A 24,077-nucleotide genomic window follows, 5' to 3' on the forward strand; every position below is an offset into this window, starting at 1 on the left:
TTAGTGATAGAATGGTAAAAGTATTGTTTTTAAAAGTATTTTTAAGTCAGTTGTAAATGAAACCCTTTGATAATACTCTAGATTTAACTTCACTTTTTGAGGAAATAAAACAGTGTCATTATGAGCCAGTGGATCTTCCTTTTCAGCAAGCAGTTGTTCTTCATTGACAAATTTTAATGACGCATATCCGGTAATCCCAGGTTTTAATTGAAGTATTAATCGATCCTCACCTTTTAATTTATCGTAATAACCTGGAATATCTGGTCTTGGTCCCACTAGACTCATGTCACCTTTGAGCACATTCAATAACTGAGGCAACTCGTCAATTTTTGTTTTTCGAAGTAATTTCAAAAAATAATGGGATTGACTGTTTTCCTTGATCGTTTTAAATTTATAGACCGTAAAAAACTCACCATATTGACCGACGCGCTTTTGAAAAAAAATTGGACTGGACTTATGAATTAAAAGAAGTATAATCCAGATTAAAATCAGAAATGGTGACAAAAATAGGAGTCCGAAAAAACTCAGAATGAAATCAAATATTGGCTTTACAAGTTTCAAATACATGAGCCTAAAATAAACAAAGCTTTTTACAAATAACAAAGGCCTCAATATAAGATTGAAGCCTTTGATCTAAATATTTTAGTTCAACTTAATTTTTGATAAAACGTCTTGTTGTTATTCCATTTTCAGTTTTAATTTTGACAAGATAAAGTCCTGTATTTAATGCAGATACGTCCAATTGAATTCCTTTATCAGTAGTAATAAAATCTGAATTCATTTTTTGACCGAGCATGGAAAAGAGTTCTACTTCAGAAATTGAAGAGTCGCCACTAACGTCAAGATTTAAAATATCACTTGCTGGATTAGGATAAAGTCTTACTGAATTCACCAGATTAAATTCATCCTGTGCCAAAGTTACCGGATTAAGCATCAATTGAAACCTTGTTTGATCATCGCTTCCTTCCATAGAACTATCTACTGTGAAATTATAAGAAAAATCATCAGTGACTTCGACTTCTTCCTGGAGATAATTGTCAATCAGGATGAGTTTTTTGTCTTCTGGTAAATAATCAGAATAGAAAGCAAGTGTGTATTCGTTTTGTTTAAAATTAGCCATAGCTAACTGAATCTTTTCGTCGTTTTCAGGAAACTTTCTTTTATCTATTGACAAAATCTTCTCGTTGAAGATTACCATATTTTCACCTGGATTGATTAATTTATAAGCATCTTCATCTGAAGGAGAAGTTGTAAATTCATTTGAAAATCTAAGACCAACAGCATCAGCTTCCATTGATCCATTGACAAAATCCTGAGTTTTATAAAGCCTGATGTTTACATATGCTAATTCAGACGTCGATAGAATTTGTGGTTGCGTTTCGCTAGAGACGATAGCGTTTGGTGAAAACGTCAAACTTGGCGAATTCGCTGATGAGTTGTTTTTTACAAAAAATGCCTGACCCGGAATCAAAAACTTGCTGGCTTCGGAAGAAGAAGGGTCTGGAGCAGAACCATCCAAAGCTACCGTCACATAACCTCCTTTTCCACTCTCACTACCTAATCCAACTTCCCATACATAAATTTCGTCAATAAGGTCTGTTCTTACCACTTGAGAAAAATCAACCACTGCCTGATAAGGATTGGCTACAAAGCTGAAATTATCAGCTGTCGGTGATAAAGCAGGTAGCTGAACACCGGTTGATAAATCCCCTGAGAGCATATTTCCTTTAGATACTAAAGTTGTATTCGAAGGACCAGCTTCATTATTAGTTAAATCTACTCCCCTATCACCTCTTACCATGATTCTGTAGGGTTTTCCAGCCTCCAGTTCACCATAAGCAGATGTGACTGCTTCCCATGCCTCTCCGTTTGAAGGATTTTCTATTTGATTATCATAAACAAATAAAGAAGGATTGTTGGTGCTAGTTGGATCGAAGCCATTAGCAATTCCTCCCACACCTGTTATATGTGTATTTTTCTGCCATGAATTGACAAAAGATTGCCCACCTACTGGTGAACTCAATAATCTGAATGCTCTCTTTGCAGGAATAAAACGCTCTACAGTAATATCTCCAATAATATTAGAAGTCGTAGAATGTAACAATTGCGCACTACCTGCAGCATCACTTTTGAAGGTTAAATTGCCGTTTACACTAAGATTTCCCGTAACATTCAAAGTATTTGTGCTTGTTATTTCAACTGTTGCTTCACTTAAGACTTGAAAATCATTTGAAGTTAAGTTCTGATTTAGTGTCAAATTACCGTTAACAATTAAGATATCATCTTGATCAGTAGAAATATTTATTGGCGTCTCTGGACTCCAGGCTCCATTCTCGTAGATATAATCGAAAGGTTTGCTTATAATTTCACCATCAATTTTTACGTCATCAATTCTAAATTGTCCACCACCAGTAGTTGATCTGGAACCATTGTCCCATCCTTTTATCCTGACAATAACTTCAGATAAATTATCAAAGCCAGTCAAAGATGCACTGAAAATAATAGGATTGTTATCAGCTGCATTAAAAGTTTCTACTTCTGTACCATTCACTTCTACAGTAATTGCTGAAGGACCGTTCCCTGTCACTTTCCATTCAAAAGAAATATTTGTAAGATTTGCTCTGAATCCTGTATCTGGTTTTAATGTAAAAAAGAAATTTTTAGCAACATCTGGTGACATTGCACCCCAACCGGTATTTCCTTGTGCATACGGTATGCCCGAGCCAGACCATGTGCCAGTTGTACCATAAATTAAACTATTTTCTGAAATTCCAAAGTTACTTAAGGTTGCATTGCCAGGACTGTAGGTTGGATTTGGTGAGTCATCTGTAAACTCATAAAGAATAAAAGCATCTCCCAAAACACTTCCATCCAAATAAACTCCTGTAGTATATGAACCTCCACCTAAAATCTCCAGTACATCTGTATAATTGGAAACTATCAGACCTTGTTTGAGCCTGACATAAATACTGGACGCAGACCCGTTATATCCAGGGAAAATTATCTGATCTGAATAAGTTCCGTTTTGTGTTTGAGAAATCTCAAAATCAGAGCCTGTAGGAAGTTGAATTATAACATCTGTTCCATCTAAATTATTACCTGTTATAGAAAATTCTTGAGAAACAGATGGACCGTCATTTTCTGGATAAACAAAACCACTTAAAGAAACTACCGATGCCTTTAAGCTAGGATCACTTGTTCCGACTGGAGCAATACCAAATCCCTCCAATCCATTTACGCCGCTAGGGTCAGTATTTACAGTTTCAAAACGTGTGCTTGGATCTGTAAAACCACCTGTATCTCCTGTAGTTATACCTTCTTTCAATCTAATATTTTGATCGGCAGTTGAGACACCTTTACCAGACCAAGATGACCCTGGGTCGGTACCAGGTGATCCAAAGACATCTGTTGTTATTCCATTATACTGAACAACTAAAGCATCGTTGCCGTTAAATGTGAAGCTATTTAAAACAAACCTTACTGAATTTGCATCTGCTGCTACCTGCATATCTGAAGTTCCTATTATTAAAACTTCATTAACGGCCAGTGTACCAGTATTGATAGTTACAGCAGCAGTAGGCGCTGCTCCATTAGTACCTTGTTGAATTATAAGATTACTTGTAGTAAAATCAAGAACTGCTCCAGTATTGTTCCAAATCTCAATTCCCTTTGGAAAGGTTCCTGAATCAGTGTCAACATATTGACTTATGATTTGACAATAACCATTAAAACCGAACATTAAAAAAAGTAAAACCAAGGATGATTTAAGTAAAGTTGTTTTCATAAATAATTGATTTGGAATAAAATGTAGAATCAAAACTACAATTTTAACTTATTAAAACATAAATTGAAGATCATTAAAATATCAATTTATGCAAAAAAACTCGAATTACTTTATAACGCCATAAAGAAGAATTTGTGTGATCTCATTTTTTAGTTGTTGTCCATCAATACCACTTCGTTTTCTATACCAGGAGTGCAAAGTTCTGAGCGTAGATAGGAGTGAAAACATAATAACCTCAACGTTTTTAGATTTTAATTCTCCATTTTCAACTCCTTCAGAAATGATTTTTCGCAGATCTTCTTCGTAAGCATTTCGAAGTTTCAAAAAGGTTTGATAGTGTTCACCTTCCAAGTGAACCCAATCGTTATTTACAATAGCGATTGCTTCAGGATTTTGTAAAGTAATATCAATGTGATGATTGATCACTGCTTCCAACCGGGTTTTGGAGTCCGCATCAATTTGTTTGACGAGTTCCATTTCATCAGTAAAATATTGAGCCACTCCGAGAGCAATTTCTGCAAGAATTTCTTCTTTGGAGCTGATGTGGTTATAAAGACTGGCCGCTTTAAAGTCCATTACTTTTGCCAAATCGCGCATACTTACGGATTTATAACCCCGCTCTCTGAACAGCGTTTTGGCAAACTTTATAATTTCTTGTCTTCGGGTCATAACTTTGGAAATCTCATAAAAGGATATTTCTGAGTCAACTCCTTTTTAAATTTATACTGATAAGCTTTCAACTTTTCGAAAGCTTCTCCTTTACTTTCAGATTGCCGGTGAGCAAAAGATTTTTGGAGTTTCTCTACTTTAGTCATATCAAGATAAATAGCTTGGGAAATAAAGTTCATTTTGAACCTTTCCCAAATCAAATCCACGGCTAAAGCATTAGGGTGAATTAAATCCCGGTCATAAAACCGATAATCCCTCAATTCATCCATCATTAATTCATAAGAAGGAAAATAACTCAACTTTTTAGATGTTTTTTCCTCCAAAATCAAGTGCAAAGCTGTCAATAAATGCGATTTACTTCTATTATTTTCTATAATCCCATCCTTGATGTGCCTCACCGGAGAAACCGTAAAAACAAGCTTGACATCAGGTTGAATATTTTCAAAACTGTTGACCAATCGCTTCAAGATTTTCTTAAGATCAGTTATCGAAGTGAGTTGCTTTTCAAAGCGGTCCTGAGGTAGTTTATGGCAATTCGCAACGCCCTGTTGAGTTGATCTATGCCTGTAAATAAAAGAAGTTCCCAGAGTAATAATAATATGGGTCGCTTGTTCGCTCGCTACTTTAAGTTCTTTTTTTGCTGAATTTAATACTGCTAAGATTTCAGCTGAAGAATTCCTACTTAATCTTGAATGTGCAAAAAAGGAATGCCACTTTTCATTGTGTTGAAAAACATCATCTTCAGTAAAATCCTCATCATTAACAGCTTTTTCAACCACATTTAAAATTGCTTCCGGATGAAATAAAATTCCGAAGGGACTACTGGTGACTTTAAATTTGAAAAAATCTAACTTACTACTGATGTGTTCAGCAAAACATGACCCTAAACACAATAGACTTGAGTTGTAATCTATAGGATGAGATGATATATTTACAGGAACTTCAGTAGTCAGTTTCATATTATCCGGCCGTTAACTTCTGCTCGACTATGGATTCTGCGGTTTCGAGAGCTTTTGGAATTCCAGCAGAATTTTTCCCGCCAGCGGTGGCGAAAAAAGCCTGACCTCCTCCTCCTCCCTGGATATGTTTACCAAGGGATTTAATGATTTTTCCTGCATTCCAATTTTCAGATTCGACCAAAGATTTGGAGATATAACAGGCTAAAAGTGCCTTATCATTTGCTTCAGATCCCAAAACAATAAAAACTTTGTCCTGCTCTCCACCAATTTGAAACGCCAAATCCTTCATTGCCCCGGCATCCAGATCAACTTTCTTGGCCACAAAATGGATTCCGTCAATATCTTTTAGCTGGGTTTGAAGTTCAGATTTAATTTGCTTCAGCTTCAATTGATTCAATTGCTCAACTTCTCGTTTCAACTGTTGGTTCTCTTCTTGAAGGGATTCTACTGACTTTAATATATCCTGCGGCTGATTCAGAATAGATTTTACTGAATCCAAAAGTTGAGATTCTTTGTTTAAAAAGGTCTTGGCAGCTTCAGAAGTAATCGCTTCAATACGGCGGATTCCAGAAGCCACAGAAGATTCATTTTTGATGATAAAATGCCAAAGTTTTGCTGTGTTATTAACGTGAGTTCCCCCACATAATTCCATTGAATTTCCAAATTGCACCATTCTTACTTTATCGCCATATTTCTCGCCGAAGAGAGCAATCGCCCCTTTTTCAATAGCTTTATCGTAGGAAATTTCCCGTTCTTCTTCAAAGGCAATTGATTCTTCAATTCTGGAGTTAACTAGATATTTTACAGCATTAAGTTCTTGTTCGGTTAATTTGGAGAAATGAGAGAAATCAAATCTTAAATATTCAGAATTGACCATAGAGCCTTTTTGCTCTACATGAGTGCCCAGAACTTCTCGCAATGCCTGATGAAGCAAATGTGTAGCGGTGTGATTAGCTGCCGTTTTTTGCCTAAGAGCAACATTAACTACTGCTTTGAATTCCTCATCTAAAGATGACGGCAAAGTCTTGGAAAAATGAATGATTTGATTGTTTTCCTTTTTGGTGTCGATAATGTAAATTTTGCTACCGTCATTGGACTCTATACAACCTTGGTCACCAACTTGGCCTCCGCCTTCAGGGTAAAATGGAGTTTTATTAAAAACCAACTGATACTGTTCACCGTCTTTTTTGGAAGTGACTTTTCTATACTTTACAAGCTTGACTTCAGCTTCAGTCTGGTCATATCCTACGAAGTCACTTTTGTTTTCCTGAACTAACACTACCCAATCTTCAGAACTTGTCTGCGCAGCATCTTTGGATCTTTTCTTTTGCTTTGCCAATTCTTTTTGGAAGGCATCAAAATCTAATTGATAGCCTTTTTCACTTAAAATCAAACTAGTCAAATCGATGGGGAATCCAAATGTGTCATAAAGTTCAAAAGCCTTTTCACCACTGATGGTTTTAGAAGCAGATTCTTTCATCAGGTTATCAAGTAAGCCGAGACCTTGTTCCAAAGTTTTTAAAAAAGATTTTTCCTCTTCACGTATAACGTTTTTGCAAAGCTCAGCTTGAGATTTAATTTCTGGGAAAGCTTCGCCCATCTGTTTGGACAACACATTGACGAGTTGGTAAATGAATGCAGTTTTTGCATTCAAAAAAGTGAAACCGTATCGGATCGCTCTGCGTAATATCCTACGAATCACATAACCTGCACCTGTATTACTCGGCAATTGACCATCAGCGATTGCAAATGCTACTGCTCTAACGTGGTCTGCAATCACTCTTATGGCGATATCAATATCTTCTGATTTACCATATGATTCGCCTGTAATTCTTTCTATTTCTTTAATAATTGGTGTAAATACATCCGTATCATAATTGGAAGTTTTATTCTGTATTACCATACATAAGCGTTCAAAACCCATCCCTGTATCGATGTGCTTAGACGGAAGCATTTCCAAACTTCCATTTGCTTTTCTATTGTATTGAATAAAAACTAAATTCCAGATTTCCACCACTTGAGGGTGATCTTGGTTCACAAGGTCTTTACCTGGAGTTTTAGCTTTTTCCTTATCAGATCTGATATCAACGTGAATTTCGGATGCAGGACCACAGGGACCCTGATCTCCCATCTCCCAAAAGTTATCGTTTTTATTGCCAAGAAGAATCTTGTCCTCATCGACCAAGGCTTTCCAAAATTCATACGCCTCAGTATCCTTTTGAAGCCCATCCGTTTTATCTCCTTCAAAAATAGTGACATATAAGTTATTTTTATCTATTTTCAGAACTTCCGTCAAAAACTCCCAGGCCCACTCTATAGCTTCTTTTTTAAAATAATCCCCAAAACTCCAGTTGCCTAACATTTCGAACATCGTGTGATGATAGGTGTCTTTTCCTACTTCTTCAAGATCATTATGTTTTCCGCTTACACGCAGGCATTTTTGTGAATTAGTTACTCTGGTAGATTCTGGCTCTGTATTTCCTAAAAAGTAAGATTTAAACTGATTCATCCCTGCATTTGTAAACATAAGCGTTGGATCATCTTTTAGAACGATAGGCGCAGAATTTACTTTGGTGTGAGATTTGCTCTCAAAAAAATCTAAAAATTGACGTCGAAGAAGAATTGATTTCATAAAGTCTGAAGTGGATTTATTTTAAAGTGTTTCAATTTTAAGCTATATTTGTAGGTTACAAAATAGTTTTTTGACACCTAATAGGTGCAAAAATACTATAAAATTAAAGAATGAGTAAAGTAAAATACTACTACGATAGTGAAACTTTATCCTATCGCAAAATTGAGCCAAAGAAGGGTAAAAACCTTGCGTTAGGGGTATTATTCCTAGTTGGAATAGTTGCTATGAGTTTCGTATTAGCATTGGTATATCTCAATATTCCAAATGTTGAAACCCCTAAGGAAAAAGCCTACAAGAGAGAAATTGAAAACATGAGATTTCAATATGAACTATTGAACAAACGCATGGAAGAAGTCGTGGGGGTTTTGGAAAATGTAGAAGACAGAGATAACAACATCTATAGAGTATATTTTGAAGCGAATCCTATTACTGAAGAACAGCGAAGATCAGGGTTTGGTGGTGTAAATCGATATAAAAACTTAGAAGGTTATGAAAATTCTGAAATTATAACTGAAACTACAAAGAACCTTGATAAACTATCGAAAAGACTTGTTATCCAATCCAGGTCCCTTGATGAGATAGCCACCTTAGCCAAAAACAAAGAAGCCCTCTTAGCCTCAATCCCAGCCATACAGCCCGTTAAGAATGATGATTTAAAACGCATGGCTTCAGGTTTTGGCAGACGAATGCACCCCATTTTGAAATATCCAAAAATGCATAACGGGATGGATTTCTCTGCTCCCACGAGTACGGAAGTTTTCGCCACAGGTAATGCTACAGTTAAAAAAGCAAGGCGATCTAGTGGTTTCGGTAATTTAATTGTTCTTGATCATGGCTTTGGATATGAGACTTATTATGCTCATTTAAACGAATTTAAGGTAAAGCCTGGTCAGAAAGTAAAACGTGGCGAAATCATTGGTTATGTAGGTAACACTGGTCTTTCTACTGCGCCACATTTGCATTACGAAGTTCACAAAAATGGGAAAGTAGTAAACCCTATTAATTTCTACCATGGAGATTTAACTGCCGAAGAATATGACATAATGTTAAATCAGTCTGCTCTAGAAAATCAATCTCTAGACTAATGGAACATCGTCTCGGAGACAAACTCTATTATTCTATCGGAGAAGTCGCAAAGGCTTTTAACGTTAATCCATCTTTAATAAGATTTTGGGAAAAAGAATTTGATGAAATTAAGCCAAAAAAAAACGCTAAAGGAAACAGAAAGTTCTCACAAGATGATCTCAAAACCATAGAGTTCATTTATCATTTGGTTAAAGAACGTGGTTTTACATTAGAAGGTGCAAAGACACATTTACGAGAGGACAAAAAAGAAATACTTTCAAAATTTGAATTGATAAGCAAATTGAAAGGCATAAAATCTGAACTTATCTCAATCAAAAATCAACTTTAATAAAAAAAAATGAAAAAGTGGTTAATTCCAGTAATCGTCATCGTTGTTGTAGTATTCGGCTTATACAGCTGGACCAAAGGTTTCAACAATACTGCTGTCACAATGCAAGAAGAAGCAAAAACAGCATGGAGTAATGTGGAAAGCGCTTATCAACGTAGAAATGATCTTATAGGCAATCTTGTCAAAACCGTGCAGGGTGCTGCAGATTTTGAGAGAAATACGTTGACTGAAGTTATTGAAGCTAGGGCTAAAGCTACCTCCGTAAACATCAACGCTGATAATCTTACACAGGAAAATATTCAACAATATGAGCAAGCGCAAGGTGGATTAAATTCAGCATTATCTAGATTATTAGTAAGTGTAGAACGTTATCCTGATTTGAAATCTAATCAAAATTTCATGAATCTTCAAACTCAACTAGAAGGCACCGAGAACAGAATCAACGTAGAAAGAAATCGCTACAACTCGGCTGTTGGCATTTATAATACCCACTTGAAAAAATTTCCTAATTCTATTTTTGCAGGATGGTTTGGATTTGAAGAAATGTCCAGATACTCTGCCGATGAAGGTTCTGAAAATGCTCAGGAAGTAGAATTCGATTTTAATTAAAATACAAGCCCATGAAAGTATCTGATTTTATAAGCCCAGAAGATGAAAAAGAAATTATTGAAGCCATAAAGGAAGCAGAACTTAATACTTCTGGTGAAATACGGGTGCATATTGAACATGAATGCTCTGGCGATAGATTTGATCATGCTTTGGAAATTTTTGAAAAACTGGAGATGCACAAAACAAAACTTTCCAACGGAGTTTTGATTTACGTATCGATAGATGACCATCAACTCGTCATTTTAGGTGATAAAGGCATAAACGATGTCGTACCCAAAGATTTTTGGGAAAGCACTAAGGATGAAATCATCCATCAGTTCAAAAAAGAAAATTACAAGCAAGGCTTAATCAATGGAATTTTGGAAGCTGGTAAACAACTCAAGCAGCATTTTCCTTATCAGTCTGATGATACGAACGAACTGGATAACGAAATTTCAAAAGGATAATTTATGACCGTATTACAAAGACTATTTTTATTTACAACACTTTGTGTTTTAAGCTTTGGAAACAATGGCTTTGCACAGCTTAGTATACCAGATAAACCTTCCAAGGAAATTGCCGTTTATGATAGTGCTGACTTGCTTAAAGATAATGAAGAAAAGCAACTTAGACTGAAACTAGAAACTTACGCTGATACAACCTCCACACAAATAGTAATTGCTACCATCAAATCTTTGAATGGAGAATATATAGGAACATATGCGCCTGACTGGGCTCAAAAATGGGGAATCGGACAAAAAGAGGAAGATAATGGACTTTTAATATTGATTTCGAAAACGGATAGTAAAATTTGGATTACGACTGGTTATGGGTTGGAGCAATACTTAACAGATGCTACAACTAAAACTATAATTGACAATTTTATTCTTCCAGAATTCAGAAAAGGAAATTATTACGAAGGTTTAGATCAAGGTACCACAGCAATTTTTGAAGTTCTTGCGGGACGATTTGATGCTTCAGAAATCCAAAATAACCCTAATGAAAGCACATGGCCTTTTGCCATTTTCCCGATACTCATCTTTATAGTCATTTTTATCCTTGTGAGAAAAAGAAATAAAGGTGACGGCCCAGGTAATGGAAACAATAGACGAGGTCCTGACTTACTTGACTTTCTTATCCTTGGCAGCATGGGAAGAAGCATGGGTGGTGGTAGCTTTGGCAGTGGATCCTCTGGAGGCTTTGGCGGAGGCGGAGGCTTTGGTGGTGGATTTGGCGGAGGCGGCTTTGGCGGAGGCGGTGCTGGCGGAAGCTGGTAAATTTCCTAGCCTGTAAAAGAGTAAATTATCTTGTTGCTTAAGTGAATTTCAAATTTGATATTTCAGACTTGAGAATTTCAAATTTCATTCTCTTGTTCGAATAATGTATTTCAAGTCAATTTATCGAATTAAAAATTCAGACCTGATTCTTTTTTAATTAAATCGCATTCTTGATGCATTTGGATCTTTCCCGCCAAATTTGCTAAACTTATAAGTAAAGCTCAACATGAAGTAACGTTCTAAGATCAGCTGATCTGTGTCTTGAACAAAATCATCACCCGTTTGTCTTCGGGTACCAATATTTTGATCTAGTAAATCGTAAACTTTAAATTTTAAAGTGGCATTATCTTTAAGTAATTGATAGCCTAAACTCATGTTCCATTGCAAGGATGTAGATCTAAAATCTGCAGCAACATTACCGTATTTAAAATAAGTAATATCATTACCAAACACGACATTTTTCGGCCAGTAAGTTGTCGCTTCCAAAGAAAAATTCAAATTGGTAAATTCCTCATTTCTGTTAGCATTTATATTGTACTTCCTAAGGTTATAATCTATACCAACGGTAGGATTTAAAGTTATCACCTCACCTTTTTCATAAGTCAATCCTAGACCAGGAGAAACGACATAATTTTCACTTTCAAATTGTTGCCCGTTTGTAAAACCTAGGGTCTTGGCATATTGGCCAGAAAGATTTCCTCTCAATCTATAAGTATCTTTATTTTCAGCTTTAAATTGTTTACTGTAGTAAAAACTTGCATTTGCATCCTGACCACCGCTTATATTGTCAAAGGTTGTCGTTCTCAATAAATCCTCATCTGTTACAGAGACAGAAACCACTTGATCTTGCACATAGCCATAAGACATATAAAACCCATAGCCTGATCTTGACTTAAAATCAAAATTATTAAAACTGATATTTACATTCTGATTAAAAGATGGTTTCAAATTAGGATTCCCTTCAATAAAATTGAGAGGATCGGTTTGGATTCGCACTGGCTGGAGTTGTTGAATGGAAGGAATATTATTACTATTTCTATAATAAATACTAATGCGCTTTGAGCGTTCAAATTCATACCTCAAGTTAGCGCTAGCAAATAAATTATTGAAATCATTATTAAATTCCACATTCTGAATCAAGTTCTCAGTCCTTAATTGTGTGTTTAATAAACCTACGTTAAAACCTGTTCTCAATTTATCACCTTCATAGCGCAAGCCTACGTTGGGAATATGTATTTCACCTTTAACTTTAAAATTATTGCTCAATTCTGGATTAAAATCTGAATAGGAATTCGTGTTTTCATCAAAGTCAAAAACACTTCTTTCGTTTTTACTGGATTCAACTTCATAAGAATATTCAATATCCAAGAATAGTTGGTCAGTCATAACGGATCGGTAGCGAGTTTCAAATTGATACATATCTGAATTATTATCTTCTGATATTAATTGATTTTGTATTTCAGTATTTGGATTATTCCCAAAGGTTTCACGACTGGAAAAGAAAAAATTATCACTTTCACTCTTATTATTTTCATTCTCCAGAGAAAAGTTCAAGAAAGCACCTCTGCTTCCAAATTTTCTGGTGACGGATAAATCATTACTAAAAGTAGTATTCAAATTTTCGTTACGATTTTCAGTTTCAGAAGTATTGATAAGGTTCTGGTTATCATCTAAGGATTCAGATAAGCTTGAGCTCTGTGTAGTTCCTTTATTAATATTGATCGAAGGTCTTATGTTTATTCTTGTTAAGGTGTCTGGCTTAAATGAGAAATTAACATTCCCTCTGTGAGAATCATTATCTCTAGTTGAATTACTTTCAGAATTGGTGAAAAATGTACGGTCTGGTAAGATGTTCTCTCTTCTGGTTGAAGTTCTAGTATCAGTATTATTACTACCGAAAAAATAGTCTGAAGAGACCTCATATTTTTCATTCCATTCATTGACAAAATTCAAACCAGCAGTTTCAGACTTAGTTATTCCATTTTTGTTATTTCCAAAACTTAATCCGTTTATTCCGAAGCTTCCAGTGCTCGATCTGGTAATGGTTCTCGCCCTTCGACCCATGGCATCAAAAACTTCATCAAAGGTGAAACCACTACTATTTATGTTATTTGAACTTGCCAACACACTCAACCGCAAGTCATCTTTAAAATAATTACCAATCCCACTCATTTCATACCTATCATCTGTTCCCCCGCCTATGGTAGCTCTAGAAAAATAACCCTTGTTTTTATCTTCGTCTATAGTAATATTGATGGTTTTATTTTCAGAATCTCCTTCTTCTCCTGTGAATTCCTGAGACTGAGTTTTTGTGTCTACTACCTGAATCTTATTGATGATTTCTTTGGGTAGATTTTTTGTAGCAATTTTGGGATCATTTCCAAAAAATTCTTTGCCATTCACCAATATTCTCTGGACTGGTTTACCATTTACTGTGATATTTCCTGCAGCATCCACTTCTACACCAGGCAGTTGCTTCAGTGTTTCTTCCAGATTAGCATCTGGTCGCGTTTTAAACGAAGCGGCATTAAACTCAAGCGTATCTTTTTTGATGGTGATCGGAGAACGATTGACATTGACTATTACTTCATCAAGGTTGCTCGCCAGCTCTTTCAGCTGAATGTTTCCCAAGTCAATTTTATTAGTTGTAAGATCAATTAACCTAGAGTAAGCTTGCATTCCGGTATAGCTAATATTAAGTCTGGAGCTAGCCTCTTTAGTTTTGAAGAGAAGCTCAAAATTTCCAGAATTATTCGATATCGTATAATTCAGCAAAGTTGAATCTTTTGGACTTTCTATAAAAATGGTCGCAGAGCTTAAACCTTGGGAAGATGTACTGTCCAAGACTTTACCTGTGATAAGGTATTCTTGAGAATTTGAATGTAAGCAAGTAAATAATAGGATTGAAAATAGTAAGATTTTCTTCATGATAGGATTGATTAGTCAATCCTATGACTCCAAAAACATTTCAACGTTTAATTTAGTTATGGAAAAAAATAAATTATTTCTAAATCTACTTCTTCCTCATATATATTGAGATGGGCACTCCTTTAAAATCAAATTCCTGTCTTAGTTTATTTTCAAGAAAACGCTTATAAGGATCCTTTACATACTGCGGTAGGTTACAGAAAAACGCAAACTGAGGTTGTGGTGTCGGTAACTGAGTGATGAACTTAATCTTCACATACTTCCCTTTCAAAGCTGGTGGTGGATTTTCAGCGATGATCGGCAACATGATATCATTAAGCAATCTGGTTTTTATCTTTGTGCTTCTGCTTTTATAAACATCTACAGCAGTTTCAATAGCTTTAAAAATTCGTTGTTTGTTCAATACAGAGATGAATACAATAGGTACGTCTACAAAAGGTGAAATTTCCTGACGAATTTTGGCTTCAAATTCTTTCATGGTATTGGTTCCTTTTTCTACCAAATCCCACTTATTTACCAAAATTACAACGCCTTTTCTGTTCTTTTCTGCCAACCAAAAGATACTTTGATCCTGGCCTTCAAAACCTCTGGAAGCATCCAAAACAATCATACAAACGTCGGCATTTTCAATTGCTCTTACACTTCGCATTACCGAATAAAACTCAAGGTCTTCTTTTACTTTAGCCTTTCGTCGAATTCCAGCTGTGTCCACAAGTTTAAAGTCGAAACCAAATCTATTATAACGTGTATCAATCGAGTCTCTCGTCGTTCCAGCAATATCAGTAACGATATAACGATCTTCGCCTAGCAAAGCATTAATAAATGAGGATTTTCCAGCGTTGGGACGTCCTACGATGGCAAATTTTGGTAAATCTTCATCCACCTCAATCTCGCGTTCTGGAAGTTTTTCAACAATCGCATCCAACAATTCTCCAGTTCCTCCACCACTAGTGGCAGAAATCGAATAGTATTCTCCAAGTCCTAAATTATAAAATTCAAGCGCATCAGTTCTATTTTTATTGGAATCTACTTTATTCACGCAGAGCACAACGGGCTTATTCACACGACGTAGCAATTTTGCCACATCTTCATCCATAGGCGTAATTCCAGAAATTACGTCCACAACAAAAACGATCACATCCGCCTCATCGATAGCCAATTCTACCTGCTTGTCAATTTCCTTTTCAAACACATCATCACTCCCAACAATATATCCTCCTGTATCGATAAGCGTAAATTCGCGACCATTCCAATCGGATTTTCCATAATGTCTGTCACGCGTGACGCCACTTACAGAATCTACAATGGCTTCTCTACGCTTTATCATTCTATTAAAAAGGGTAGATTTTCCTACGTTTGGTCGGCCTACAACGGCTACAATGCTATTCATTTTGAAATTTTAAATAATTTGCAAAGGTACATTAAATATTTATGCAAACTTTACAAGGTTTTAATTTGCGATTTATTCTGATTTTGATGAAAGTAGAATTAATGCTCGAAGATACATTGCTTTAACACACTCATCAGATTTATGATCCATATTTAAGTGAAAAAAAAGCCTTCAAGTTAAAATGTGTTTTAAAGGATCCATAGCTTTAGCAAGTTGAACTTATCACGAAGTTGAAAATTTTATTTAATTTTCGACCCTTAAAGCAATTTATGGCTGAATTGATAGACATTAAAGACTTAAATGAGCAACTTCAACTTAAACCGAGTTTCAAAGTTGAAGTTGCTCATTTAAACATAACAGATCAATTTTCAGTTAAAGAAAATGCTTTAGATAACACTATCCACATAAAATGTTTGGATGAACATGTCTGGTTATCCATTCCAAAATCGGACAGAAAATATTTTTCTCCCAGATTACACATTGAAATTGAACAAAAAGAAGTGTCATGTATTTTACACTGCACTTTTGGTCCGGACCCAGATTTGTGGACCATGTTTATGTTTGTCCACTTTTTTTTGGGACTATCCTTTACAGGACTTCTCGTTTGGTTTTATACCAATATGACTTTAGATAAGTCTAATACTCTCGTTTACGTTTTAATGGCACTGATTATTATATCCTGGATAGGCCTTTACATTTTTGCAAGACAAAATAGGCAGAAAGCTACGCCACAGTCCAAACAACTGCTAAAAGCATTGTCTGAATTTATTAGTTAATTATTATCATATCCGAATCTTTTAAGCTGACCGGGGTTATTCCTCCAGTTCTTGTTGACTTTTACGTAGGTCTCCAAATGAATTTTCTTATCAAAAAACTTTTCCAAATCCTTTCTCGCCTCGGTACCCACACGTTTTATTGCAGACCCTTTATGACCCAGAATAATTGCTTTTTGGGATTCTCTTTCTACCATTATCACACTTCTGATACGTATAATCGAATCCGATTCTTCAAATTCTTCAGTTTCTACCTCAACACTGTATGGAATTTCTTTTTTGTAATGCATCAAAATCTTTTCACGAATTTTTTCATTCACGAAAAAACGTTCGGGTTTATCGGTCAATTGGTCTTTTGGATAAAACGCTGGAGATTCTGGAAGGAGTTCCAGGATTCTATTAAAAACTTCGGATACGCCAAAGTTTTCTAAGGCTGATATGGCGAAAATTTCCGCATTAGGAAGTTGTTCCTGCCAGTGCTTTTGTTGTTCCTTTAGTAATTCTTCATTCCCCTTATCAATTTTATTCAAAAGCAAAAGAACAGGCATTTCGGCGTGTTGAATTTTTTTGAAAAATGCCTCATCCTTTAAAGCCTTTTCTCCTAGTTCTACTAAATAAAGAAGAACATCAGCATCCTGAAAAGCGGATTTCACAAAATCCATCATTGAGTTTTGCAACTCGTAAGCAGGCTTCATGATGCCTGGAGTATCACTAAAAACCATTTGAAAATCTTCTCCGCTTACAATTCCTAATATTCTATGTCTTGTTGTTTGAGCTTTGTTGGTAATGATAGAAAGCTTCTCCCCTACAAAGGCGTTCATTAAGGTTGACTTTCCTACGTTCGGGTTTCCAATGATGTTGACAAATCCTGCTTTATGTGTTTTAGTTTCGATGGTATGTTTTTTTAGTTTCTACAAAAATAAACAATTCAATGCAACCTATCGGTTTCAAACTTGAGTTGAAACTGTATATTTGCTAAAAATCTATACCATGAAAAAAATCTTTGTTGCTCTAGTTTTATTATGCTCAATAAATGTAATCGCTCAGTCTGATTTTTCTTATACAGAGTTTCACGAACCTAAATTGAATGTTGGTTACCTCATTTTAGGAAACTTCGATGTTACTTATGAATATTTGCTAAGTGAAGAGTCGGGCGTAGGAGTTAACTTGATGGTCCCTTTTGATGATTATGTAGAGTGGAATATCAACTATAACCTTACTGGATATTACCGATTTTATTTTGGAGATAATTATGCAGATGGCTTTTTCGGTGAAATTTTTGCCAATTTGAATGATGTTCGGGACACACTTCCCGACCAAAATGGCGGAGAAGTAAGAGATGATGTTACAGACCTAGCCTTAGGCCTTAGCGGTGGTTACAAACTTGTTTCCAGTGGCGGAGTTGTCTTAGAAGCATTCCTGGGTGGAGGACGAAACCTATTTAACGAATTTAATTCTGAGCGTAACTTTGATTTTGTACTTAGAGCCGGTCTAAATTTGGGTTACAGATTTTAATATAAACAGTTTTTGTCTTGAGCCAAACCGACTTTCAAAAAAACTCCAAGATATTCAGTCTTCTTTTTGAAGGCATCTCCGAAGGAATAATTGTGGTGGATGAATCTCAACATGTTGTTGAAATTAATTCAGCGACAATAGATATGTTTGGATATGATAAGAAAGAATTGATTGGACAACATTTAGATGCTCTTATTCCAAAAAAATACAGAGCAAATCATCACAAACACGTAGATAAATTCATAGACAATTCTGAAAAAAGGCAGATGGGTCATGGAAGAAACCTATATGGTCTAAAGAAAAATGGTAAAATTTTTCCTGTAGAGGCTGGTCTCAATCCATTTATTTTTGATGGAAAGCGTTATGTCATGTCATTGATAAGTGATATCACTGAACGACAAAATCAAAAACTTGAGATTGAAGAACTAAATAAAGATCTTGAGGAAAAAATTGAACAGCGAACTGAAGAGCTGAAGTTAACAATAAACGAGCTTCAGGATCTCAATTCAAAGCTGGGAAGTGAAATCCTAAAGCGCAAGCAGGCAGAAGCCAAAACCAAAAAGGCACTACAGAAGGAAATAGAACTGAACGAGTTGAAAACCAAATTTCTGTCCCTTGTTTCGCATGAGTTCAAAACGCCACTTAGCGGTATTCTAACCTCTTCAACATTGGCCAAAAAATATACAGAAACCGAACAACAAGATAAAAGAGAAAAGCATCTCAATACCATAAAAAACAAAGTACATTACCTTACTGGAATTCTTAATGACTTTTTATCGATTGAACGCCTAGAATCTGGAAAAGTCACTTACAAATTTGAAGAGTTTAGCCTTATCACCCTCATTAACGAAGTGATTTATAATGCCAATGTGACTTTAAAAGATGGACAAGAGATCATTTACCCACGTCATCTGGAAGACATTAGTTTAAGACAAGATAAACATGTCCTGGAATTGATTTTATCCAATTTATTGAGCAATGCTATAAAATATTCTTCAGAAGATACTACAATTCATTTTGATGTGGAAACCTCTGATGATCACTTGATCAAATTCAGAATAAAGGATGAAGGAATGGGTATTCCAAAAGAGGACCAAAAACATATCTTTGAACGTTACTTTAGGGCAGAAAACGCCCTCAATAATCAGGGTACTGGAATAGGTTTGAATATTGCAAAAGTTCATCTTGAAAATCTGAACGGTTCCATTTGTTTTGAATCTCAAGAAGGTAAAGGCACCATATTTTATATAGAAATTCCCAAGGTCCATGAGTAAAAAGATTTTATTAATAGAAGATGATAAGACAGTAAGAGAAAACACTGCAGAACTTCTTGAACTGTCCAATTATAAAGTAGAAACAGCTTCAAATGGAAAAATAGGTGTGGAAAAAGCTCCTGTTTTTAAGCCTGATGTTGTAGTATGTGATATTATGATGCCAGAAATGGACGGTTACCAGGTCTTGGAAAACCTGTCTAAAGATGACTTCTTAAGAAAAATACCATTTATTTTTCTCTCAGCTAAAACAGACCATAAAGACGTAAGAAGAGGAATGAATCTTGGTGCTGATGATTATCTAACCAAACCTTTTGAGGAAGAAGAATTGATAGATGCTATTGAAAGCAGACTTGCAAAAGCAGATATTTTAAATTCATCTCAAACCGAACAAAAAACAGGTTCTAACTTGCAGTCTTTTGATGCTTTAAAAGAAGTTTTTAAAAGTGAGCCAATCAAAAGCTATGCTGCTGGAGAAACAATTTTTGAAAGTGGAAAGACTTCAAATTCAATCTACCTGATTGAAAAAGGGGTAGTAAAAACTTACAAGCTCGACGAAAACGGAAAAGAGCTCATCACTGCAATACATAAAGTAAATGACATTTTTGGAAACTTAAGTTTCACAAAACAATCTAGTTTTTCTGAATTTGCTTCTGCGATGGAGAACGCTTCACTCTTTGAGATTTCAACAGAAAAAGTCAAAGGTCTATTCAACCAAAATCCCCAGGTTATGTTTGAATTTATAGACCAACTTGGCGATCATTTGAGTGAGACCAAGTCTCAATTGATGGACATGGCTTACAGCTCCGTAAGAAAAAAAACAGCTCAAAGCATTTTACTATTTTCTGAACGATTGAAAAAAAATAAACTCAGCCAGATTCGAATCTCAAGAGCAGATCTTGCAGCTGTAGCGGGAATAGCTTCAGAAAGCTTAATACGAACACTTTCTACCTTTAAAAAAGAAGGTATTATTGAAGTAGAAGGAAGAAATATTAAAATAAATGATTTTGAAGCTTTAGAAAGGATTGTGTAAAAACTCAATTAAATAGTCCAATAAAAGGGAATCTGATTTTTATCATATTTTGAATTTGACTCTCCATATACATTTGCATTCATAGAATTCTACCTATGAATGTAGTATTGCTTTCAGACTTTTCATCTGCATCCAGCCATATGTTGGATTATGCTGGAACGCTTTTTAAAAATCAAAAGGTCAATTTTACAATTTTACACATCAAAGCACCTTGTGAAAGCGAAAGCTGTAGCGGGAAATGCAGTGTCGTTTTCAATCAAAAATTGAAGAAAGATCGAAATCTTCTAGAGCTGAACGGCTATCATGTTGACCAAATACAACTAAAATTTATAGAAGGCGCCTATATTGAAAGTATACGCAATGTTATAGCAGAACAACACACAGATTTAATTATGCTAGGGAACTCAAACAAAGGCGGATACAATACTGGTCTTTTCTTTGATAAAAAAACTTTGGAAATCATTACAAAAGTGAAATGTTCGGTAGTTTTGGTTCCTGAAGAATCAATTATCAAACTACCACAAAAAGCATTATTACCAACAGATTTCTCCATTACTTCGGATTATAGCATTTTTAATATTTTGACCTCTCTACCTTTTGTTAACCAAACGCATCTTTCCCTTCTCCCAACCGGCTTAAATAAAACTTTGGGCCCAAACAGAAAACATTCTAAAGAATTAATTTCTAAAGTAATAAACTCTTTAGAATTTAAAAGTGTGAAAGAAATTTACTCTACTACCAAAGCTTCTTGCATCGAAGGCTTTGATTTGGTTATGGTCATGGCCAAAAATTTGAGCATTTTTCAGGATTTATTCAGCACTTCCCAAAGCTCGCTTTGTCGTCCAGAAACACCTATTCTATTCCTGCACGATTCCAGGAAGTTATAAGACTTGATATTCGGTTGATTTTTTTTGTTTAATTTCAAAAATCCTAATCAATTGAACATGAAAATTTATTTACGCTACATTCTTATTTTTCTGATTCTAGTTATTGCAGGTTACCTGTCCATCAACTTTTTGGTGAGCAAAAGAATTAATACCTTATTATCTGAAGAAAAAAACCTGACCTACTCTAGCATAAGCATTAACTCTCTAACTGGTAATTTGGGGCTAGTAGATGTTGATTTTAGCGATGACGGGAAACAGATTTATATCGAGACGATTGATATCGATTTGGACTTAATTCATTACATAATTAATAGTAAAATCAAGATTCAAAGCGTTGATGCAGACGGCTTTGATCTAAAAATAATCTCGTCTCCAGATTCTGAAAAAATCTCAAACAAGAAACTAGACTTCACTCAAATCGATAAGTTGCAATTAAAAAATTCCAAAATTAGAATTAGGAAAGAAAACAAAGCCGCTTTTGAAATTTCAAATTTAAAACTTGAAATTGAAGACCTACAATGGTCAAGTTTGGAAGATTTCTCATGGCTTGGAAATAAAACTTTGAGAATTGAAGGAGAAGATCTAAGACAAGAACTCGACCTCTTACATGATCTTAAAAGTGAAAAGTTTTTATACGATAATGCTAGATTTACCCTTAGCGAATTCAGTATAGAACCGAAATTCAAAAAAAGTAATTATGTAAAGTATATTGAGACTGAGAAGGATTTGATGTCCTTAAAATCAAAAACCATTCAAGCAAGTGGTTTTGATTTTGAAAACCAGGACAACTTAAAAAGCATCGTTTTCAATAAAATCTCAATTGACTCTACCTCCTTCAATATTTACAGGGATAAAACAATTACAGACGACATGTCTATCAAAACTTTGTATAGTGAAAGTTTAAGAAATTTAAACTTCAAGTTATCTATTGACTCTCTGCTAGTTTCTAACCTAAACCTCACCTACCAGGAATTAATTGATAAAGACCTTAAGCCGGGGCAGATTCAATTTAATTCTATCCAAGCTGAAATTACAAACATTCATAATTCTTTGAAAGCCGATCATCCAAATATAAAAGTTCAGGCGAATGCAAAGTTTACAGATAATTCTGAAATCTTATTTAACTATAATTTTGTTCCAGATCATGAGCAGTTTTATGTGTCAACACACTTAAGACAAATCAAAGATTCTTCAATCAATGACTTTTTTGGCCCTGCAATGCGCATGAAATTGGGTGGTGAGATCAATGATATTAAAACAAATATAATTGGAAATAACAGTAAAATGAACGGTGACTTTTCAATTGCTTACAAGAAACTTAAATTGAATATTATTAAAAAAGATGGTTCTAAAAATAATTTTGCTAGTCTATTAAGCAATGTATTTGTGAAGAATAAAGATGTTGATGACAAACACAAGATTGAAATATTAGAGAGGGATAACACCAAATCTTTTTGGAATTACGTTTGGAACTTTCATTTCCAAGGTCTTAAAAAATCTTTGCTTTAAATCTTAAAAGTTAGTATTGGCGTTTGTACGTGATTTACAACACCCTCAGCGATACTGCCGCTAATAAAGTGTGAAATACCCTTCCTCCCATGAGTTCCAATTCCTATTAAATCCGCATTAATTTTGGATGAAAAATTTCGAATTCCTCTCTCAACAGTCACATCATTATAAATATGAAATTGAGAAATGTCGTAGTTGATACCACTTATGAATTCATCTAAAAAGGAATCTATCTCCTCTGTAGTTTTAAATTTGTTTGGAGTATTTATATAGGCAAGATGCAATTGAGCATTTAAAATTTTTGAAAATTCAAAAGCTGATTTAAAAGCTTTTCTATTCTTGATTGTAAGATTTGATACAAATGCAAAGTTTTCAATCTTGAAAATGGGCATCTCTTTTTTGATGACTAAAACAGGTATTTTTGAAGACCTGACTACTTTTTCGGTATTTGAACCAATAAATATGTCTTGCAAACAATCAGAACCGTTGGATCCCATGACTATGATATCGCAATCGTATTTTTTAACCGTTGAAAGAACACCATCTGAAGTAGAATTGAATTCTACAACTTCATGGATTTTGATTCCTTCAAGATGATAACTCATCTTGTCCAGTAACTCAGCAAACTTTTTGTGTGCAAGCTTCAGGAAAAACATCGACTCAGGAAGGTCACCGCCTATTCCTTCATTGAGCGGGTCGATGAGTTGCAGAGGTAGCTCCAGCAGATGAAGAATATAAATTTCACCATCATATTTTTTTGCAATTTGCGCAGCTACTTTGAGTGCATTATCTGCAGGTAAGGAAAAATCTGTAGGAACAAGAATTCTTTTCATATTAAATCATATATAGTTCCTAAATTACTTTAAATTATAAAAAATCAGGCTCTTTTATAACTGATAAATTATTATTACATTTGCAAAGTTTTGAATATGAGGGGACAAATTAGTCCCCTCTTTTTATAAGTATTGAATGGCTTTAGATAAAGAGCAAATAATGACCTTGGTAAAAGAGGGTCTTCAAGAGGATGAAAGTCTATTCCTAATTGATTTACAAATTTCTAGTGGTAATAACATCAAAGTTATAATTGATGGTGATAGAGATCTATCCATTTCAGATTGTGTGAACATCAGCAGAGCCATAGAACATAATCTGGATAGGGAAATTGAAGATTTCTCGCTGGAAGTAGCTTCATGTGGCGCTACCGAACCACTGGAATACATCAGACAATATCAAAAAAATGTCGGAAGGAAGTTGTCTGTAGTTACAGAAGAAGAGAAAATTGAAGCTGATTTAATAGGCGTTGAAGATGATATTATCCACCTTAAGTGGGTAGCTAAAGAACCTAAACCTGTTGGCAAGGGTAAACATAAAGTGCAGAAAGAAGCAAAAATAGCTTTCGATGATATCGTAAAAGCTCAAGTTATAATAAATTTTAACAAATAAAGATA

Annotated in this window: 21 protein-coding genes; 12 read left to right on the top strand and 9 right to left on the bottom strand. The window is 34.9% G+C overall.

Going from position 1 to position 24,077, the window contains the following annotated elements; translation table 11 throughout:
* The 5 genes from LB452_RS00240 to alaS all read right to left on the bottom strand — a co-directional run bounded on the left by LB452_RS00240 (nucleotide 1) and on the right by alaS (nucleotide 8,044).
* Nucleotides 1-567, bottom strand: a complete 567-nt coding sequence (locus LB452_RS00240; protein ID WP_224459721.1) for a sugar transferase — start codon at nucleotides 565-567, stop codon at nucleotides 1-3.
* 85 nt (nucleotides 568-652) lie between these two features.
* On the bottom strand, nucleotides 653-3,784 hold the full coding sequence (locus tag LB452_RS00245) for a T9SS type A sorting domain-containing protein (protein ID WP_224459722.1): 3,132 nt from the start codon (nucleotides 3,782-3,784) through the stop codon (nucleotides 653-655).
* Between the two features lie 105 nt (nucleotides 3,785-3,889).
* The gene (locus LB452_RS00250; RefSeq protein ID WP_224459723.1) at nucleotides 3,890-4,453 is read right to left on the bottom strand and encodes a TetR/AcrR family transcriptional regulator; all 564 of its coding nucleotides are present in this window, start codon (nucleotides 4,451-4,453) and stop codon (nucleotides 3,890-3,892) included.
* Nucleotides 4,450-5,412, bottom strand: coding sequence for a GSCFA domain-containing protein (locus LB452_RS00255; protein ID WP_224459724.1), 963 nt, complete (start codon nucleotides 5,410-5,412; stop codon nucleotides 4,450-4,452). Before LB452_RS00255 ends, LB452_RS00250 begins: the two co-directional genes overlap by 4 nt.
* Before the next feature lies 1 nt (nucleotide 5,413).
* Nucleotides 5,414-8,044, bottom strand: coding sequence for an alanine--tRNA ligase (alaS, locus tag LB452_RS00260; protein WP_224459725.1), 2,631 nt, complete (start codon nucleotides 8,042-8,044; stop codon nucleotides 5,414-5,416).
* Between the two features lie 110 nt (nucleotides 8,045-8,154).
* Between alaS and LB452_RS00265 the strand changes: the two genes are divergently transcribed.
* Genes LB452_RS00265 through LB452_RS00285 form a run of 5 tightly spaced genes read left to right on the top strand, consistent with a single transcriptional unit; the run spans nucleotide 8,155 to nucleotide 11,323 of the window.
* Nucleotides 8,155-9,129, top strand: a complete 975-nt coding sequence (locus LB452_RS00265; protein ID WP_224459726.1) for a M23 family metallopeptidase — start codon at nucleotides 8,155-8,157, stop codon at nucleotides 9,127-9,129.
* Nucleotides 9,129-9,458 carry a MerR family transcriptional regulator gene (locus LB452_RS00270; protein ID WP_224459727.1) on the top strand — a complete coding sequence of 110 codons (330 nt, stop codon included), beginning with the start codon at nucleotides 9,129-9,131 and terminating at the stop codon, nucleotides 9,456-9,458. Before LB452_RS00265 ends, LB452_RS00270 begins: the two co-directional genes overlap by 1 nt.
* Nucleotides 9,459-9,467: 9 nt before the next feature.
* A complete protein-coding gene (locus LB452_RS00275; protein ID WP_224459728.1) occupies nucleotides 9,468-10,067 on the top strand; it encodes a LemA family protein in 600 nt (199 codons plus the stop codon).
* An 11-nt stretch (nucleotides 10,068-10,078) separates the two neighbouring features.
* The gene (locus LB452_RS00280) at nucleotides 10,079-10,513 is read left to right on the top strand and encodes a TPM domain-containing protein (protein WP_224459729.1); all 435 of its coding nucleotides are present in this window, start codon (nucleotides 10,079-10,081) and stop codon (nucleotides 10,511-10,513) included.
* Nucleotides 10,514-10,516: 3 nt separating this feature from the next.
* Nucleotides 10,517-11,323: a TPM domain-containing protein gene (locus LB452_RS00285; protein ID WP_224459730.1), complete on the top strand. Its 807-nt coding sequence runs from the start codon at nucleotides 10,517-10,519 to the stop codon at nucleotides 11,321-11,323.
* A gap of 153 nt (nucleotides 11,324-11,476) precedes the next feature.
* Here the strand turns inward: LB452_RS00285 and LB452_RS00290 are convergent, their stop codons facing one another.
* Both LB452_RS00290 and der read right to left on the bottom strand, forming a co-directional pair.
* Nucleotides 11,477-14,251, bottom strand: coding sequence for an outer membrane beta-barrel protein (locus LB452_RS00290; RefSeq protein WP_224459731.1), 2,775 nt, complete (start codon nucleotides 14,249-14,251; stop codon nucleotides 11,477-11,479).
* 85 nt (nucleotides 14,252-14,336) lie between these two features.
* Nucleotides 14,337-15,641 (bottom strand): ribosome biogenesis GTPase Der, encoded by a 1,305-nt coding sequence (der, locus tag LB452_RS00295; protein ID WP_224459732.1) that lies wholly within the window; start codon nucleotides 15,639-15,641, stop codon nucleotides 14,337-14,339.
* A 269-nt stretch (nucleotides 15,642-15,910) separates the two neighbouring features.
* Between der and LB452_RS00300 the strand changes: the two genes are divergently transcribed.
* The gene (locus LB452_RS00300) at nucleotides 15,911-16,417 is read left to right on the top strand and encodes a hypothetical protein (protein WP_224459733.1); all 507 of its coding nucleotides are present in this window, start codon (nucleotides 15,911-15,913) and stop codon (nucleotides 16,415-16,417) included.
* Here the strand turns inward: LB452_RS00300 and era are convergent.
* Entirely contained in the window at nucleotides 16,414-17,307 is an 894-nt protein-coding gene (gene era, locus LB452_RS00305; protein ID WP_224460182.1) for a GTPase Era, read from the bottom strand. The genes LB452_RS00300 and era overlap by 4 nt on opposite strands.
* Before the next feature lie 97 nt (nucleotides 17,308-17,404).
* On the opposite strand from era, the gene LB452_RS00310 reads away from it, so the two are divergent.
* The 5 genes from LB452_RS00310 (at nucleotide 17,405) to LB452_RS00330 (ending at nucleotide 22,629) form a co-directional block, all read left to right on the top strand.
* Nucleotides 17,405-17,929 (top strand): hypothetical protein, encoded by a 525-nt coding sequence (locus LB452_RS00310; protein ID WP_224459734.1) that lies wholly within the window; start codon nucleotides 17,405-17,407, stop codon nucleotides 17,927-17,929.
* 17 nt (nucleotides 17,930-17,946) lie between these two features.
* A complete protein-coding gene (locus tag LB452_RS00315; RefSeq protein ID WP_224459735.1) occupies nucleotides 17,947-19,203 on the top strand; it encodes a PAS domain-containing sensor histidine kinase in 1,257 nt (418 codons plus the stop codon).
* Nucleotides 19,196-20,233 carry a response regulator gene (locus LB452_RS00320; RefSeq protein WP_224459736.1) on the top strand — a complete coding sequence of 346 codons (1,038 nt, stop codon included), beginning with the start codon at nucleotides 19,196-19,198 and terminating at the stop codon, nucleotides 20,231-20,233. Before LB452_RS00315 ends, LB452_RS00320 begins: the two co-directional genes overlap by 8 nt.
* 95 nt (nucleotides 20,234-20,328) lie before the next feature.
* Nucleotides 20,329-21,120 (top strand): universal stress protein, encoded by a 792-nt coding sequence (locus LB452_RS00325; RefSeq protein WP_224459737.1) that lies wholly within the window; start codon nucleotides 20,329-20,331, stop codon nucleotides 21,118-21,120.
* 57 nt (nucleotides 21,121-21,177) lie between these two features.
* Complete coding sequence (locus tag LB452_RS00330; protein ID WP_224459738.1) at nucleotides 21,178-22,629, top strand: AsmA family protein; 1,452 nt, start codon at nucleotides 21,178-21,180, stop codon at nucleotides 22,627-22,629.
* Here the strand turns inward: LB452_RS00330 and LB452_RS00335 are convergent.
* Nucleotides 22,626-23,462, bottom strand: coding sequence for a universal stress protein (locus tag LB452_RS00335; RefSeq protein ID WP_224459739.1), 837 nt, complete (start codon nucleotides 23,460-23,462; stop codon nucleotides 22,626-22,628). The two genes, LB452_RS00330 and LB452_RS00335, sit on opposite strands and share 4 nt — an antisense overlap.
* 136 nt (nucleotides 23,463-23,598) lie before the next feature.
* On the opposite strand from LB452_RS00335, the gene rimP reads away from it, so the two are divergent.
* Nucleotides 23,599-24,072, top strand: coding sequence for a ribosome assembly cofactor RimP (gene rimP, locus LB452_RS00340; protein ID WP_224459740.1), 474 nt, complete (start codon nucleotides 23,599-23,601; stop codon nucleotides 24,070-24,072).
* The last annotated feature ends 5 nt before the right edge of the window (nucleotides 24,073-24,077 follow it).

The sequence above is a fragment of the Psychroflexus longus genome (assembly GCF_020164595.1).
GTDB classification, from domain to species: Bacteria; Bacteroidota; Bacteroidia; order Flavobacteriales; family Flavobacteriaceae; genus Psychroflexus; species Psychroflexus longus.

What these genes read in the sequence shown, in the direction of transcription:
- LB452_RS00240 (WP_224459721.1), bottom strand. Translation starts at nt 567, where the DNA reads ATGTATTTGAAACTTGTAAAGCCAATATTTGATTTCATTCTGAGTTTT.
- LB452_RS00245 (WP_224459722.1), bottom strand. Translation starts at nt 3,784, where the DNA reads ATGAAAACAACTTTACTTAAATCATCCTTGGTTTTACTTTTTTTAATG.
- LB452_RS00250 (WP_224459723.1), bottom strand. Translation starts at nt 4,453, where the DNA reads ATGACCCGAAGACAAGAAATTATAAAGTTTGCCAAAACGCTGTTCAGA.
- LB452_RS00255 (WP_224459724.1), bottom strand. Translation starts at nt 5,412, where the DNA reads ATGAAACTGACTACTGAAGTTCCTGTAAATATATCATCTCATCCTATA.
- alaS (WP_224459725.1), bottom strand. Translation starts at nt 8,044, where the DNA reads ATGAAATCAATTCTTCTTCGACGTCAATTTTTAGATTTTTTTGAGAGC.
- LB452_RS00265 (WP_224459726.1), top strand. Translation starts at nt 8,155, where the DNA reads ATGAGTAAAGTAAAATACTACTACGATAGTGAAACTTTATCCTATCGC.
- LB452_RS00270 (WP_224459727.1), top strand. Translation starts at nt 9,129, where the DNA reads ATGGAACATCGTCTCGGAGACAAACTCTATTATTCTATCGGAGAAGTC.
- LB452_RS00275 (WP_224459728.1), top strand. Translation starts at nt 9,468, where the DNA reads ATGAAAAAGTGGTTAATTCCAGTAATCGTCATCGTTGTTGTAGTATTC.
- LB452_RS00280 (WP_224459729.1), top strand. Translation starts at nt 10,079, where the DNA reads ATGAAAGTATCTGATTTTATAAGCCCAGAAGATGAAAAAGAAATTATT.
- LB452_RS00285 (WP_224459730.1), top strand. Translation starts at nt 10,517, where the DNA reads ATGACCGTATTACAAAGACTATTTTTATTTACAACACTTTGTGTTTTA.
- LB452_RS00290 (WP_224459731.1), bottom strand. Translation starts at nt 14,251, where the DNA reads ATGAAGAAAATCTTACTATTTTCAATCCTATTATTTACTTGCTTACAT.
- der (WP_224459732.1), bottom strand. Translation starts at nt 15,641, where the DNA reads ATGAATAGCATTGTAGCCGTTGTAGGCCGACCAAACGTAGGAAAATCT.
- LB452_RS00300 (WP_224459733.1), top strand. Translation starts at nt 15,911, where the DNA reads ATGGCTGAATTGATAGACATTAAAGACTTAAATGAGCAACTTCAACTT.
- LB452_RS00310 (WP_224459734.1), top strand. Translation starts at nt 17,405, where the DNA reads ATGAAAAAAATCTTTGTTGCTCTAGTTTTATTATGCTCAATAAATGTA.
- LB452_RS00320 (WP_224459736.1), top strand. Translation starts at nt 19,196, where the DNA reads ATGAGTAAAAAGATTTTATTAATAGAAGATGATAAGACAGTAAGAGAA.
- LB452_RS00325 (WP_224459737.1), top strand. Translation starts at nt 20,329, where the DNA reads ATGAATGTAGTATTGCTTTCAGACTTTTCATCTGCATCCAGCCATATG.
- LB452_RS00330 (WP_224459738.1), top strand. Translation starts at nt 21,178, where the DNA reads ATGAAAATTTATTTACGCTACATTCTTATTTTTCTGATTCTAGTTATT.
- LB452_RS00335 (WP_224459739.1), bottom strand. Translation starts at nt 23,462, where the DNA reads ATGAAAAGAATTCTTGTTCCTACAGATTTTTCCTTACCTGCAGATAAT.
- rimP (WP_224459740.1), top strand. Translation starts at nt 23,599, where the DNA reads ATGGCTTTAGATAAAGAGCAAATAATGACCTTGGTAAAAGAGGGTCTT.